This window comes from Micromonospora sp. NPDC049081, assembly GCF_040648835.1.
Classification (GTDB): Bacteria; Actinomycetota; Actinomycetes; order Mycobacteriales; family Micromonosporaceae; genus Micromonospora; species Micromonospora antibiotica.
In genome coordinates, this window is the sequence record NZ_JBEZEK010000010.1 from 205,675 (window position 1) to 220,804 (window position 15,130).

Consider the following 15,130-nt stretch of genomic DNA (forward strand, 5'->3'; position numbering starts at 1 on the left):
GATGCGAGTACGCGAAATCGCAATCTGATCATGGTGACCCCCTCGCCAGCCGGAGTCCGGGGATGGCCTGGGTCTGCTCGTGTCGGGGACCACACGGAGACTGACGGCCCGACTACGGCCCGACCCGACTGCGGTCCGGGTTCGGCCCGGTTCGGGGCCGGATGGGGGTGACGCGGGTCCGCACCACCGCCCCGCTGACGCCCGTACCGGGGCGGAAACGCGACATCCCCCGGGCCGTCCGTACGGGCCGGGGGATGTCGGTGGTGCCGGTCAGTCGGCGGTGGCCTCGGCCGGCGTGTCCGTGCCGGAACCGCCGCCACGGCGACGCCGCCGACGACGGGGCCGGGTCGACTCGCCCTCGCCGGCCGGCCCGGAGGCTGCGACTGCCGGCTCGGCGGCTGCGGCGGCCGGCTCGCCCGCCGTACCCGCCGGGGTGTCGGTGGACTCCCCACCGGTCACGGTGGTCGGCTCGCCCACGACGACCTCGCCGGCCCGGCGGCGACGCCGGTGGCGCGGGGTACGGGGGCCTTCGTCGGGGGACTCCACGGGCGTCTCGGCGGCGCCCGGCGCGTCGGTGTCGGGGCGGCCCCGTCGGCCCTCGCCGCGACCGCCGGTGGTGCCCCGACCGCCGCTGTCACCGCGGCCTCGGCCCTCGCCGCGCCGGGGGCCCCGGCCGCCGCCGCTCTCACCCCGGCGGGAACGGCCACCGAGGTCCTCCTCGACCTCGGCGGAGAGCCCGGCCCGGGTCCGCTCGGCGGTCGGCAGGGTGCCGGTCATCTCGGACGAGATGTCCAGGTCGGTGTAGAGGTGCGGGGAGGTGTGGTAGGTCTCCGGCGGCTCCGGCATGTCCAGGCCGAGGGTCTTGTCGATGATCCGCCACCGGGGCATGTCGTCCCAGTCGACGAAGGTGACCGCGACGCCGGTCGCCCCGGCCCGACCGGTACGACCGATCCGGTGGGTGTAGGTGTCCTGGTCTTCGGGGCAGTCGTAGTTGATGACGTGGGTGACGCCGCTGACGTCGATGCCCCGGGCGGCCACGTCGGTGGCGACCAGCGTGTCGATCTTGCCGGCCCGGAACGCGCGCAGCGCCCGCTCCCGCGCGCCCTGGCCCAGGTCACCGTGCACCGCGGCCACCGCGAAGCCGCGGAAGTCGAGATCCTCGGCGACCCGGTCGGCGGCCCGCTTGGTACGGGTGAAGATCATGGTGAGCCCGCGCCCCTCGGCCTGGAGGATCCGCGCCACGATCTCGATCTTGTTCATCGAGTGGGTGCGGTACGCCAGCTGCTGGGTCTGCGGCGACGGGCCGGTCTCGGCGGTGTGCCCGGCGTGGATCGTCACCGGCCGACGCAGGAACCGCCGGGAGAGGGTGACGATCGGGTCCGGCATGGTGGCCGAGAAGAGCATGGTCTGCCGGTCGTCCGGCAGCATCGCCAGGATCTTCTCGACATCGTCGAGGAAGCCCAGATCGAGCATCCGGTCGGCCTCGTCGAGCACGAGCGCGCGGACCCGGTCGAGCCGCAGGTGCTTCTGCTTCTGCAGGTCCATCAGCCGGCCGGGGGTGCCGACCAGGATCTCCACGCCCTTGCGCAGCGCGTCGATCTGCGGCTCGTAGGCCACGCCGCCGTAGATCGGCAGCACCCGCACGCCCCGGGTCCGCCCGGCGGCGGCGAGGTCCTTGGCGACCTGGATGCCCAGCTCGCGGGTGGGTACGACGACCAGCGCCTGGGGCACGCCGTCGCTGCCCTCGGCCGGGGCCAGGACCCGTTCCAGCAGCGGTACGCCGAAGCCGAGGGTCTTGCCGGTGCCGGTCGGGGCCTGGCCGATCATGTCGGTGCCGCGCAGCGCGATCGGGATCGCGTACTCCTGGATCGCGAAGGCGCGGGTGATGCCCGCCGCGGCCAGGGCCTCGACGGTCTCGGGCCGCGCGCCGAGCGCGGCGAACGTGGGGGCCTCCGGGCGGACCGGGGCGGTGGGGACCAGTTCCTGGCCCTCCAGTTGGTCGAGAATCTGTTCGCTCATCTGGATCTGGGGGTGCCCTCTCGTGGTGCGCCCCGTTTTGTCCTCAGGGCGCGTTCGGTGTGACGCGGGCCACGCGATCGGCGGCGGAGAATCGCCGCGCCGGACCGGGCCGCACGCGCGCCGTGGGCAGGACTTCGATCAGATCGGCGCCCACGGCAACTACCTCATCCTACCCGAGCAGGTCGGCACACGCTCCTGACCTGGACCCACGGCTTTTCGCCGGGGGTGGGAATTGTGACCTGAGTCACCGTTAATGTCGTCGGTGGCGCCGTCGGCACCGGGGTGGGCCAGCGCGGCGACCGGATTCGACACGGTCGGTGACCCGAAGCCCACCGGGCCCGGCCTGCGACGGGATCACCCGCCGCAGGGGCCGGACCGGTTCAGCGGACGGTGAACCCGACCGAACGGGGAGACGCCTCGGCGATCTCGACGTAGGCGACCTTGCCGACCGGCACGATGACCCGTCGACCCTTCTCGTCGGTCAGGGACAGCGTCCCCTCGACCTTGGCGAAGGCGTCGGTCACGATCTGCTCGATCTCGGCCGGCGACTGCGCGCTCTCCAGTACCAGCTCGCGCGGCGCGTACTGCACGCCGATCTTGACCTCCACTGTGCCTCCTCAGGTGGGCGAGATAGCCGCCGGTCCGAAGGCTATCCGATCTCGGGGCGGGATGTTCAGGCTGACTCACCCTGGAGCGGGAAGCTCGCGATGCCCCGCCAGGACAACGCCGCGACCAGCGCCTCGGCCTCGGCCTTCGGCACCTGCCGGCCACCGGCCAGCCAGAACTGGGCCGCCGTCTCCGCCGCACCGACCAGGCCGGAGGCGAGCAGCTCGGCGTGCGACCGGCTGACCCCGGTGTCGGAGATGATGGTGTCGGTGATCGCCGCGATGCAGCCCTGCTCCACCCGCTCCACCCGCTGCCGGACCGCCGGATCGTTGCGCAGGTCCGACTCGAACACGAGCCGGAACGCCTCGCTCTCGTGGTCGACGAAGTCGAAGTAGGCCCGCACCGACGCGCCGACCCGCTCCTTGTTGTCGTTGGTGCCCCGCATCGCGTCGTGCACCTTGGCGACGATGGCGTCACAGTGCGTGTCGAGCAGCGCCAGGTAGAGATCCATCTTTCCGGGGAAGTGCTGATACAGCACCGGCTTGGAAACCCCGGCCCGCTCGGCGATGTCGTCCATCGCCGCGGCGTGGTACCCCTGGGCTACGAACACCTCCTGAGCCGCCGCGAGTAGCTGCTTACGGCGTGCTGAGCGGGGCAGCCGGGTGGGCCGGCCGGTAGTCTGCGCACCGTTCCCCACAGCGGTCATGGGAACCTCCGAGTTTCGTCATCCAGCCGGCACTTTTACCCCGTACCGGTCAGGGCACTCACCCCGGCCCCGGAATTGGCCCGCCGCTGTAACTTATCGCCACTGTCACCACACGGTAGCCTCAGCGGGGGCGACCAAGGAGCGCGCGGTGAGTGAATCAGGGCAACCCGGTGCCGCCACCCCGGGAGAGCATGACGACGGTACGGGTCAGCAGGACGACCTGGCCCGTTCCGTCAGTGGGTGGGCACCTGCGACCGGGTGGTCCGGCGGAACCGACGCCCCGGGTTACCGGGAGTCGGCCTCACCGTGGAACCGGCCCGATCCCACCGCCGGCTGGGGTGGTCAGCCGTCCCGGCACGGTGACCTGCCTGCGCCGTTCCCCGTTCCCCCGGCCGGCGACGAGGTCCCCCGCAACGGGCGGGCCCACCGCAATGGTCACGACTCGGCACCGGAATTCCCGGCCCCGCTGCGTCGCCCGGTGAGCGCCCCGCCCGGCGGGCCGGGTCACCCCGCCGACGACCCCGGATTCACCGACGGTGACCGGCTGGTCGTGCCGGCCCAGCGGCCGGCGTCCCCGCCCGAGCCACCGCACGATCCCGAGTCCGCCCGGCACTCCTCGGACGATCCCGCCGCGCCCCGGCGCGGCCACTGGCCCGACAGCGGCCTGCCCACCTCCGCCCCGCCGGCCGTGCAGGTCCCGCCGGTCGGCACCGCCGCCTCCGGGTTCGAGGTGCCCCCCGGTTTCCACGCCCCCGAGCGGGGCGAGGCCGGGCCGCCGCCGACCGACGCCCCCCGCGACTGGAGCAACCGCCTGCCCGTCGAGGGCGGCCCGCGCGGGGCCGGCCGGTTCGCCCCCGCCGAGCCCACCGCCGGCACCGAGCAGCCCGGTGCCGAGCCACGTGGTGCCGATCCGTACGGCACCGATCCGTACGGCACCGGGCCGCGTGGTGCCGGGCAGTACAGCGGGGAGCAGTCCGCCGCGGGGCGTCGGCCCGCCCCCGGAGCGGACGAGCCCGACTGGTCCGGCCCGAGCTGGAACCGGCCCAGCTGGGGCGGCAGCTGGGCACCCGCCTGGTCATGGGACGAGGAGCCACCCGCCGGCCGACCGACCCGCGCCGAACGGACGGCCGAGTGGTCGGCCGAGCCCGCCCGCCCCTACGAGCCGGTCCGTGCCGAACCCGCCCGCCCCTACCAGCCGGTGCGCGCCGAGCCCGCCCGGCCGTACGAGCCGGTGCGCTCGGAGGTGCCCCGCCCGTACGAGCTGACCCGCTCCGAGCCGGTCACCCCACCGGCGCTGCCGGAGCCCGCGCCGTCGGTGGTCGCCCGGCCCGGCCGGGACCAGCCGCCCGTCGCGCCGGTCGTCGACCGGGTCGCCCCGGGTCGCCCCGGCACCGACCACCCCGAGCCCGACTGGTCCGACCGCACCGGTCACGACCGCGACCGGCCCGAGCGGGACTGGTCCGGGCGTACCGGCCGGTCCGAGCGGGACCTCCCGACCCGCACCGACCGGCCCGAGGGGGACTTCTCCGGCCGGTCCGAGCGGGACTTCCCGGACCGGGTGGACCGCAGCGGTCGAGCGGAGCGCTCCGAGCGGGACTGGACCGCCCCCATGAAGCGGGACTGGACCGACCGCCCCGAGCAGGACCGGTCCGGTCGGGACTGGACCGACCGGTCCGGGCGGGACTGGCCGGAGCCCGTCGAGCGGCCCGACCGCGGCCGGCCGGCCGGTGAGTCCGCCACCGAGGGGTCGCCCACGCCGGACCGACCGGCCGAGCGACGCCCCTGGGCGGTGGGCCCGCCCGCCGACGCGCCACCCGTACCCCCCGAGACGTTCACCGGCCCACCCCCGGCGGCCCCCGAGACGTTCGCCGGCCTGCCCCGCGACGAGCCGGCCGGTCTGTCGCCCACCTCGCGGGCCGAGCCGCCCGCCGTGCCGGCCCTGCCGGGGCCCGAACCGGTCGGGCCGGTGGCCGCCTCCGGCCCGGAACGGGGCACCGGACTGCCGCCCGCCGTCCGGGCCGACCAGCCGTTCCGGCTCCCCCGCGACGAGCCGGCCGCCCGTCCCGTCGGCCGCGCCGACCAGCCGTTCCGACTCCGGTCGGTGCCGACCGAGCCGGCCACCCCCACCGATCCTCCCGGCCACCCGCCGGAGCCTCCCGTCTCCGCCGTCGGTGCCCCCGCCACGAGCGGGCCACACCGCCTGGACCGGATTCCCCCCGCGCCCGTCCCGACGAGCGCTCCCCCCTACGCGGCCCGCCGATCCGCCCCTGACCCGCTGACCGCCACCGAGCCGGTGGTGGACGAACGGCAGCCGGACCGGGGCACGGCGGTGCTGCCGCAGCGCGTCCCCGCCGAACCGGACGTGCCCGTCGTGCCGGAGCCGCCAGCCGTGGAGCCCCCCGCAGAGACCCCGGAGCTCGCCCGAATCGCCACCCACCTGCGTCGTGACGACGAGCCCGCCCCGCTGCGGGAACGCCCCGAGGGCTTCGACGTCAACGCGATCCTGGACGCCGTACGGGAGGTGGCCGGGGTGCGGGACGCGGCGCTGCGTCGTACCCCCGCCGGGGCGCACAGCCTGCGCCTCGACCTGTCCGACGGGGCGGACCCGGCGGAGGTGAGCCGACTGGTGGCCCGCCTGCTCCAGGAACGGATGGGCCTCGCCGCCGCGCCGCAGAACCTGTCCGGTGAACCCAGCGCCCCGGTGCCGCCGCCGCTGCGTCGGCGTACCGGTGAGCCGCGTCCGGCTGCCGGCGAGCGCCCGGGTGACGCCCGGGGCCGTGACGAGTTCGGCCCGGCCGACCGGCGGGATCCGAACCGGGGCGGTGCCCCGACCGGCCGGGCCCGCGCCGTCGAGCCACCCGCCGCGTCGCCGGTGGTCTCCCCGTCCGCTGCGGCACCGCCCGTCGTCGCGTCGTCCCCGGTCGAGGACCACCCGGTCGGTGACCCCGCCCGACCGGCGGGTGAGCCGACGGCCCGGTCGACCGCCGCGGCCCGTGCCGACGGGGTGTCCCGCGCCGACGGTCCGGCCTGGGACGGCGAGGAGCACCCCGCCGAGGAGTCGCCGACCGCGTCCGGGGTGCCCCGGCGACGTCGGCAGCCCGTCCACCGGGGTCGGGCCAGCGTGGAGGAGGCACCCCCGGGGGCGCTGCTGGTGCCGACCGGCAGCCCGGCGACGCTGAACGCGTCGTACTCCGGTGGGCAGATGACCACGACGGAGACGGCGCCGTCGCGACCGCTGGACACCGGCGGTGTGCCGGGGCCCCGGGTGGTGATCGACCACGTCCAGGTGAGCACCTTCGGCCTGGACGCCAACGTCGAGGTACGCCTGCTCACCGCCGGTGAGCCGGCCGCCGGTCACGCCACCGGGCCGGCCGTGGACGGGTACGTGCTGCGGCTGTGCGCGGTGGCCGCCGCGGCGGCCGTGGACGAGTTGCTGCGCCACGCCGAGCGCACCGCCGAACGGGGACGTTGCTTCGTCGAGCACGCCGCCGTGGTGCCGTTCGGCAACTGCGAGGTGGCGACCGTGGTGGTGCTGCTGGTCTGCGACGGCTGGGTGGAGCAGTTGGCGGGGTCGGCGCTGGTCGCCGGTGATCCGCGTCAGGCGGTGGTCCGGGCGACCCTGGCGGCGGTCAACCGACGCCTCGAAGCGTTGCTCGCCTGACCTGGCACGTTGTCGGCGAGGGGTCGGGGCGGTAACACTGCCGGTATGAAGCGCGCCGCCCTCTGGCCCGAGGAGCACCTGCCCCCGCACCGGCTGCCCCCACCGTGGCCCGGCCGGGCGGTACGCCTCGACGGCACGGTCACCTACGTCCGGGACACCCCGGCCACCGGGCCGGACGCGGAACCCGCGCTGTACGTGCACGGGCTGGGTGGTTCGTCGCAGAACTGGACGGACCTCGCCGGCCTGCTCGCCGGCCGCCTCGACGGGCAGGCGATCGACCTGCCCGGTTTCGGGCGCAGCGAGCCGGGGCTGCGCTACACCATCCCGGCGTTCGCCGACCGGGTGGTGCGCTGGATCGAGCACTCCGGCCGGGGCCCGGTGCACCTGTTCGGCAACTCGTTGGGCGGGGCGGTCTCGGTGTACGTCGCCGGTCGCCGGCCGGACCTGGTGCGGACCCTGACGCTGATCTCGCCGGCCCTGCCGTTTCTGAACTTCGGCCGTTCGTTGCAGGGCCGGATGCTGCCGCTGCTGGCCATCCCGCGGGGGGAGCGGTTGGCCGCGTGGCGGCTCGCCCAGCTCGCCCCGGAGGTGATGGCCCGGCAGGCGATGGAGGCGTGCGTGGCCGACCTGAGCCGGATCAGCGAGCAGCGTCGGCAGGAGGCGCTTGAGGAGATCCGGGTCCGCTACGAGGCGACGCACTACGCCGCCGCGTACGTCCGGACGTTCCGGGGGCTGGTGGCCAGTTTCCTGCGGTCGTACCTGCCGGGGCCGGGGTCGCTGTGGCGGATCGCCGCCGCGATCGAGGCGCCCACCCTGGTGGTGGGGGGCATGAAGGACCGGCTGGTGGACGTCCGGGTGGCCCCGCAGACCGCCCGGATCATCCCGGACAGCCGGTTGATGATGCTGGCCGGCGTCGGGCACGTGGCCCAGTTGGAGGTGCCGCGTACGGTGGCCCGCGCCGTGCTGCACCTGCTCGCCGAGACGGCGGGGTCCACGCCGCCGGCCCGGCCCGGCAGGCCACCGGCCGGCGGTGCGGACCTGACGTCTGCCGGGGCCGCGGCGCCGACGACCGGCGGTGGGGCGGACGTGCCGTCAACCGGTGCGGGTGCCGCGCTTGAGTTCGGCGGGGGCGACGCGCCGGAGTCCGGTGGTGACGTGGCGTGCCGGCCGGGGGTGGCATCCTGACCCGGATGACTGCCCTCCTGCGCCACGGCCTGCGATGGGCCCGTGGCATCCGCCGCCCCGGGACGGTCCTGCGCCGTCCGTCCGTCTTCACCGGCCGGCCGCGTCCGGCGGTGTCGGCGACCGTGCTGCTGTTGGTGGTGGTCTCCGGCGGGCTGGCGGTGACCACGGGTGCGGGGTCGGGCACCGGTCGGTTGGTCGCCCGGCCGGTGGTGACACCCGGCGGGTCGGCCGCGACCGGCAACGCGTCGGACGCCGTGGGGTCGGCCGGCGACTTCGGGCGGGCCGGGCCCGCCGACGGTGCGGGTCCGCCGGATGCGGCCGGGCCGGTGCCGCCGGTCGCGGTGCCGTCGGCGGAGCAGGCCGGCGCGGATGGCCCGACCACGGCCGTGCCGCCGTTGGCGTTGTCCGGGCCGGTCCCGGCGACCGGCCGGGGCACCTTCGCCTACGACGACCGGGCCGGGGCGACGCTGGGCCGGTCCGGTGTGCTGCGGCGGTACCGGGTGGCCGTGGAGGTCGGCTCCGGTGAGGACGTCCGGGACTTCTCCGACCAGGTGCAGGCGGCGCTGGCCGGGCCGGGTAGCTGGGTGGACGGCGGGCGGTTGCGGCTGCGCCGGGTGCCGGGGGACGCGCCGTACGACTTCACGGTCCAGTTGGCGACCCGGAACACGGCGGGTCGGTTGTGCCGGGCCGGTGGGGTGGACATCCGGGTCGGTGGGGTGCCGTTCACGTCGTGCCGCGCGCCGGGGAAGGTGATCATCAACCTGGACCGGTGGCGGACGTCGGTGCCGCATTTCGTCCGGGCCGGGGTGCCGTTGGCGCTCTACCGGACGTACGTGGTGAACCACGAGGTGGGGCACCAGTTGGGGCACCGCCACGAGGGGTGCCCGGGGGCGGGCCGGCCGGCGCCGGTGATGCAGCAGCAGTCGTTGTTCCTGCGGGGGTGCACGGCGAACCCGTGGCCGTACCTGGATGGGCGTCGGTACGCCGGCCCGGCGCGCTGAACCCGCCGGCCCGGAACGCTGAACCCGCCGGGGCGGGTCGTTCCGGGGGATGTGAAACATCCTCTCGTAAGAAGTGGCAATAACGCTGATATGCCCGATTAGTCTGCCATGCTGGACGGGTGACCACCCCGACCGACTCCGCCGGGCGTCCGGAGCCGCCGGCCGCCGGCCCACCCGACCCATGCCCGAGCGACTGCGCCGCGTGGCAGCCCGGCGACCCGCGCCACCGCGACCCGCACACCGAGCCGCACCACGGCGGGCGAAGCCACACCGGGCCGAGCCACGGCGGGCCGAGCCACCCCACGGCGGGGCGGCGAGGGTCGTACCGCAGTCGCCGGTTGCGGCGTCGGCGTCGCCGGGCCGTGCTGCTCGGCCTGGTCCTGCTCGGCGCGGGCGGGTTCGTCGGCCTCTACCCGGACGACCCCCCGGGAGACCCCGCGCCGGTCGCCGGGCGGCTGGCCGACGGGACGGGCGGTGGACGACCGACCGGCGGACCCGACGGCGGGCAACCCCCCACCGGCTACCCGCGCAGCGGACCCGGACGCTTCACCGCCGCAGACGGCCGCTCCGAGGTGTACGGCTCCGACGGCCCGCTGCACCGCTACCGGATCGAGGTGGAACAGGGCACCGGTCAGGACGTGGACGCGTTCGCCGCCGCCGTGGACGCCACCCTGGGTGACCCGAACAGCTGGATCCGCTCCGGCGAACTACGGTTCCAGCGGGTGCCGGAGGTGGCCGCCGCCGACTTCACCATCTATCTCGCCACCCCGGCCACCTCCGAGCGGATCTGCGCGGAAGGTGGGCTGGAGACCGAGGGCTACACCTCCTGCCGGCTGCCCGGTCGGGTGGTCATCAACCTGGCCCGCTGGATGGACGCCGTGCCGGACTACGGGGCACCGCTGTCGGTCTACCGGACGTACGTGGTCAACCACGAGGTGGGGCACGAACTGGGCGAGGCGCACCAGGCCTGCCCCGGGCTCGGCGAGCCGGCCCCGGTGATGCAGCAGCAGACGTACGGGCTGGACGGCTGCGTGGCCAACGCCTGGCCGTACGTCGACGGCTCCCGCTACTCCGGCGAGCTGATCCCCGGCGCCTGAGTTATTCCCCTCCCGTATGTCGGACGGGGTGTCACTGCTCATGGCCGAGGGGTGGTCGGCCGAGCAACAATGGCTCGGTTCGCCATCAGCCGATCACCGGGGAGTCCACCGTGTCGTTGCCCCCGCTCGTCGAACCCGCCGCCGAGCTGACCGTTGACGAGATCCGTCGTTACTCCCGTCACCTGATCATCCCCGATGTGGGGGTCGAGGGGCAGAAGCGGTTGAAGAACGCCCGGGTGCTCTGTGTGGGTGCCGGTGGTCTCGGCTCGCCGGCCCTGATGTACCTGGCCGCCGCCGGGGTCGGGACGCTCGGCATCATCGACTTCGACACCGTCGACGAGTCCAACCTCCAGCGCCAGATCATCCACGGCGTCTCCGACATCGGCCGGTCCAAGGCCGAGTCCGCCGCCGCGTCGATCCGCGAGATCAACCCGCTGGTCCAGGTGGAGATCCACAACACCGCCCTCGACCGGGAGAACGTCCGGGACATCTTCGCCCGGTACGACCTGATCGTCGACGGCACCGACAACTTCGCCACCCGCTACATGGTCAACGACGCGGCGGTGCTGCTCGGCAAGCCGTACGTCTGGGGGTCGATCTACCGGTTCGACGGTCAGGCGTCGGTCTTCTGGGCCGAGCACGGCCCCTGCTACCGCTGCCTCTACCCGGAGCCCCCGCCGCCCGGCATGGTGCCGTCCTGCGCCGAGGGTGGCGTGCTCGGCGTGCTCTGCGCGTCGATCGGCTCGATCCAGGTCAACGAGGCGATCAAGCTGCTCGCCGGGATCGGCGAGCCGCTGGTCGGCCGGCTGATGGTCTACGACGCGCTGGAGATGGAATACCGCAAGATCAAGATCCGCAAGGACCCGAACTGCGTGCTCTGCGGGGAGAACCCCACGGTCACCGACCTGCTGGAGGACTACGAGGACTTCTGCGGCGCGGTCTCCGAGGCGGCCCAGGAGGCGATCGTCGACTCGACCATCACCGCCACCGAGCTCAAGGAGTGGCAGGACGCCGGCAAGGACATCTTCCTGGTCGACGTCCGGGAGCCCGCCGAGTACGAGATCGTCCGGATCCCCGGCTCCACCCTGATCCCCAAGGGCGAGATCATCTCCGGTGAGGCGCTGGCGAAACTCCCGCAGGACAAGCAGGTCGTGCTGCACTGCAAGTCCGGGGTCCGCTCGGCCGAGGCGCTCGCCGCGCTGAAGGCCGCCGGGTTCCGCGACGCGGTGCACGTCCAGGGCGGGGTGCTCTCCTGGATCAAGCAGATCGATCCCTCGCTGCCCGCGTACTGACCGGTGACCGGGGCCGGGGGCGGCGACGAACCGCCCCCGGCCCCGACCGATTCCCCGAGGCGGGATCGCGTCCGCGCCGGTAGCGTCTGCGCCGTGGTGGACTTGGATGCGGCGATAGGTTTCGTCGTGGCGCACGGCGACGCGGTGGACCGCGCCCGGCTGTCCCGGCTGCGCACCGGTGCCCCCGTGCCCCCCGACCTGCTCGACGCGGCCGAGGTCGGGCAGACCGTCGACGGCGGCTGGCCGGCGGTGCTCGGCGGTGAGGTCCCGTCCATCGACGCCACCTGTTTCCGCCTGGCCGAACTGGACGATCTCGGCGCGCTCGGCCGGCCCGCCGCCCGGCACGCCCTGGACTGGCTGGCTGCCCGGCAACTGCCCGACGGCGGCTGGGACGAGGACCCGAGGCTGGCCGGCAGCGCCCCCGAGTGGGCCACCCCGGGCGACCCGGAGGCCCGGCTCTACCTCTCGGCCAACGCCGCGTTCTGGCTCAGCGTCGCCGGTCGGGACGCCCGTGCCGCAGGCCCGCTGGACAACCGCGTCGGCGGCGCGTACGCCGGGGTGGTGCAGGCGGCGGCGCAGGCCCTGGCCGGGCAGCTCGCCCCGGACGGCAGCTGGCCGTCCTTCCTCGCCGCCGGCTGGCTGAGCGCGGCGGTGCTGCACCGCCAGCAGCTCTACTACGAGTCGGCCCGGATCCAGGCGGTGCTGGCCGAACGGATGCCGCAGCTGTCCCCGGCGGACACCGCCGCGCTGGCCGCCACCCTGCGCCGGGTGGAGGTGGGCGAGGAGCAGTGGGTGCTGGTGTCGGCCCGCAAGCGGCTCGCCGAGACCCAGCGCAGCGACGGCGGCTGGGACAGCGACGACGGCCACCAGTTCGACGTGCACACCACGCTGACCGCGATCCGCGCCTGCCGGCCGATCGGCCCGGTCCTGCCGCCGGGCTCCCCGAGCGCCCCGATGGGCTCGCCGCTGACACCGCCCGGCTCACCTGTCGTGCGCCGGGCCCGGCCGGTCCCACCGCCGACGGACGACGAGCCCGGCACCTGGTGACCCCGGCCCCGGGCGTGACCCGGGGGCCGGGGGCCGGGGGCCGGGGGGCCGGGCGGCTCAGCGCAGGTGACCGTCGCCGGTCACCACGTACTTGGTGGAGGTCAGCTCGGGCAGCCCCATCGGCCCCCGGGCGTGCAGCTTCTGGGTGGAGATGCCGATCTCCGCACCGAAGCCGAACTCGCCGCCGTCGGTGAACCGGGTGGAGGCGTTGACCATCACCGCCGCCGCGTCGACCCGGGCCACGAACTCCCGGGCGGCGGCCTGCGAGTCGGTGACGATCGCCTCGGTGTGCCCGGTGCCGTAGCGGCGGATGTGCGCGACCGCCGCGTCGAGCGAGTCGACCACCGCGACGGAGATGTCGGCCGAGAGGTATTCGGTGGCGAAGTCCTCGTCGGTGGCCGGCACCACGGCAGGGGAGTGGGCGGCGACCTCGGGGGAGCCGTGCACGGTCACCCCGGCCTCGGCGAACGCGGCCAGCACGACCGGCAGGAACGCGTCGGCGACGTCGGCGTGCACCAGCAGCGACTCGGCGGTGTTGCAGGTGGAGAGGCGCTGGGTCTTGGCGTTCAGGGCGATCGCCACCGCCTTGGCCGGGTCGGCGGCGGCGTCCACGTAGACGTGGCAGTTGCCCACCCCGGTCTCGATCACCGGCACCGTCGACTCCTCGACCACGGTGCGGATCAGCGACGAACCGCCGCGCGGGATCAGCACGTCGACCAGGCCCCGGGCCCGCATCAGCTCCTTGACCGAGTCGCGGGAGGCGGCGTCGAGCAACTGCACCGCGTCGGCCGGCAGACCCGCACCGGCCACCGCGTCGCGCAGCACCGCCACCAGCGCCGCGTTGGAGTGCGCGGCCGAGGACGACCCGCGCAGCAGCGCCGCGTTGCCGGACTTCAGGCAGATGCCGGCGGCGTCCACCGTCACGTTCGGCCGGGCCTCGTAGATGATGCCGACCACCCCGAACGGCACCCGCACCTGCCGCAGCTCCAGCCCGTTGGGCAGGGTCGAGCCCCGGACCACCTCACCCACCGGGTCGGGCAGCGCGGCCATCTCGCGCAGCGCGTCGGCGATGCCGGCCACCCGGCCCGCGTCGAGGGCGAGCCGGTCCAGCACGGCCGCGCTCAGCCCGGCCTCCCGCCCGGCCGCCAGGTCCGCCGCGTTCGCGGTGAGGATCTCCGGCGTACGCGCCACCAGCGCGTCGGCCATCGCGTGCAGCGCGCCATCCTTGACCGTACGGGTGGCCACGGCAAGGGCCTCCGCCGCGTCCCGGGCCCGCCGGGCCTGCTCGACGACGCTCATTGCGTACTCCTTCGGATCTTCCGGAAGCGTCCGTGCGGGACGCCTGACGTCACAGCAGCACCAGGTCGTCGCGGTGGACGACCTCACGTTCGTACGCCGGGCCGAGCGCCGCGGCGAGTTCCCCGGTGGACCGGCCGAGCAGGCCGGGCAGCTCCACCGCGTCGTAGTTGACCAGTCCCCGGGCCACCGACGCCCCGTCGACGTCCACCAGGTCCACCGGGTCGCCGGCGGTGAAGGTGCCGTCCACGGCGGTGATCCCGGCCGGCAGCAGCGACTTGCGCCGGCCCACCACGGCCTGCACCGCGCCCGGGTCGAGGTGCAGCCGCCCCCGGGGTGCGGTGGCGTGCGCCAGCCAGAACAGCCGGGCCGCCGGGCGTCGCCGGGCCGGGTGGAAGAACGTGCCCACCGGTTGCCCGGCCAGCGCGTCGCCGGCCAGCGGGGCGGCGGTCAGCACCACCGGGATGCCGAAGCCGGTGGCGATCCGGGCCGCTTCCACCTTGGTGACCATGCCGCCGGTGCCGACGCCGGCCCGGCCGGTCCCGCCGATGTCGACGCCGGCCAGGTCGGCCTCGCCGCGTACCTCGGTGATCCGGGTGCTGCCGGGGCGGGTCGGGTCGCCGGTCCACAACGCGTCGACGTCGGAGAGCAGCACCAGCAGGTCGGCGTCGACCAGGGCGGCGACCAGGGCGGCCAGTCGGTCGTTGTCGCCGAACCGGATCTCCTCGGTGGCGACCGTGTCGTTCTCGTTGACGATCGGCACCGCCCGCAGGTCGAGCAGCTTGCGCAGGGTCCGGTACGCGTTGCGGTAGTGCGCCCGCCGGGTCACGTCGTCGACGGTGAGCAGGACCTGCCCGACGGTGAGCCGGTGCCGGGCGAAGCCGGCCGCGTACCGGCCGATCAGCAGGCCCTGGCCGACGCTGGCGGCGGCCTGCTGGGTGGCCAGGTCACGCGGACGGCGGGGGAGCCCGAGCGGGGCGAGCCCGGCGGCGATCGCCCCGGAGGAGACCAGCACCACCTCGCGGCCGGCGGCGGCGAGCGCGGCGAGGGCGTCCACCAGGGTGTCCACCCGGGTCTCGTCCAGGCCGCCGGTGGCGGTGGTCAGCGAGGACGAACCGATCTTGACGACGATCCGCCGGGCCTGGGTGACTGCTTCACGCACCCGCCCATTCTGCGTGGTCGGTGCCGGCGGACCCCGCCGCGTTCCCATATCCTGGCCG

Annotated in this window: 9 protein-coding genes and 2 pseudogenes; 6 read left to right on the plus strand and 5 right to left on the minus strand. The window is 75.1% G+C overall.

Going from position 1 to position 15,130, the window contains the following annotated elements:
- Positions 1–270 precede the first annotated feature (270 nt).
- From AB0B63_RS17355 to AB0B63_RS17365, 3 genes are all read right to left on the minus strand, one after another.
- Positions 271–2,019, minus strand: coding sequence for a DEAD/DEAH box helicase (locus tag AB0B63_RS17355; RefSeq protein WP_357019546.1), 1,749 nt, complete (start codon positions 2,017–2,019; stop codon positions 271–273).
- Between the two features lie 380 nt (positions 2,020–2,399).
- On the minus strand, positions 2,400–2,627 hold the full coding sequence (locus tag AB0B63_RS17360) for a DUF3107 domain-containing protein (protein WP_091242202.1): 228 nt from the start codon (positions 2,625–2,627) through the stop codon (positions 2,400–2,402).
- A gap of 65 nt (positions 2,628–2,692) precedes the next feature.
- The gene (locus AB0B63_RS17365; RefSeq protein WP_208568268.1) at positions 2,693–3,331 is read right to left on the minus strand and encodes a TetR/AcrR family transcriptional regulator; all 639 of its coding nucleotides are present in this window, start codon (positions 3,329–3,331) and stop codon (positions 2,693–2,695) included.
- Between the two features lie 148 nt (positions 3,332–3,479).
- Between AB0B63_RS17365 and AB0B63_RS17370 the strand changes: the two genes are divergently transcribed.
- The 6 genes and pseudogenes from AB0B63_RS17370 to AB0B63_RS17395 all read left to right on the plus strand — a co-directional run.
- Positions 3,480–6,992, plus strand: coding sequence for a hypothetical protein (locus AB0B63_RS17370; protein ID WP_357019550.1), 3,513 nt, complete (start codon positions 3,480–3,482; stop codon positions 6,990–6,992).
- A 45-nt stretch (positions 6,993–7,037) separates the two neighbouring features.
- A pseudogene (locus tag AB0B63_RS17375) lies at positions 7,038–7,976 on the plus strand (alpha/beta hydrolase); the annotation flags it as partial.
- A gap of 206 nt (positions 7,977–8,182) precedes the next feature.
- A complete protein-coding gene (locus AB0B63_RS17380; RefSeq protein WP_357019553.1) occupies positions 8,183–9,178 on the plus strand; it encodes a DUF3152 domain-containing protein in 996 nt (331 codons plus the stop codon).
- A 119-nt stretch (positions 9,179–9,297) separates the two neighbouring features.
- A complete protein-coding gene (locus tag AB0B63_RS17385) occupies positions 9,298–10,275 on the plus strand; it encodes a DUF3152 domain-containing protein (RefSeq protein ID WP_357019556.1) in 978 nt (325 codons plus the stop codon).
- A gap of 110 nt (positions 10,276–10,385) precedes the next feature.
- On the plus strand, positions 10,386–11,567 hold the full coding sequence (gene moeZ / locus AB0B63_RS17390) for an adenylyltransferase/sulfurtransferase MoeZ (protein ID WP_219464807.1): 1,182 nt from the start codon (positions 10,386–10,388) through the stop codon (positions 11,565–11,567).
- A gap of 3 nt (positions 11,568–11,570) precedes the next feature.
- Positions 11,571–12,479, plus strand: a pseudogene (locus AB0B63_RS17395) (prenyltransferase/squalene oxidase repeat-containing protein); the annotation flags it as partial.
- Positions 12,480–12,671: 192 nt separating this feature from the next.
- On the opposite strand, the gene AB0B63_RS17400 reads toward AB0B63_RS17395, so the two are convergent.
- Positions 12,672–13,913 (minus strand): glutamate-5-semialdehyde dehydrogenase, encoded by a 1,242-nt coding sequence (locus AB0B63_RS17400; protein WP_357019561.1) that lies wholly within the window; start codon positions 13,911–13,913, stop codon positions 12,672–12,674.
- A gap of 49 nt (positions 13,914–13,962) precedes the next feature.
- Entirely contained in the window at positions 13,963–15,120 is a 1,158-nt protein-coding gene (gene proB, locus AB0B63_RS17405) for a glutamate 5-kinase (protein WP_357019564.1), read from the minus strand.
- Positions 15,121–15,130: the final 10 nt, after the last annotated feature.

Excerpts from the sequence above, each read along its gene's own strand:
- AB0B63_RS17400 (WP_357019561.1), bottom strand. The coding sequence starts at position 13,913 with ATGAGCGTCGTCGAGCAGGCCCGGCGGGCCCGGGACGCGGCGGAGGCC.
- AB0B63_RS17365 (WP_208568268.1), bottom strand. The coding sequence starts at position 3,331 with ATGACCGCTGTGGGGAACGGTGCGCAGACTACCGGCCGGCCCACCCGG.
- proB (WP_357019564.1), bottom strand. The coding sequence starts at position 15,120 with ATGGGAACGCGGCGGGGTCCGCCGGCACCGACCACGCAGAATGGGCGG.
- AB0B63_RS17380 (WP_357019553.1), top strand. The coding sequence starts at position 8,183 with ATGACTGCCCTCCTGCGCCACGGCCTGCGATGGGCCCGTGGCATCCGC.
- AB0B63_RS17355 (WP_357019546.1), bottom strand. The coding sequence starts at position 2,019 with ATGAGCGAACAGATTCTCGACCAACTGGAGGGCCAGGAACTGGTCCCC.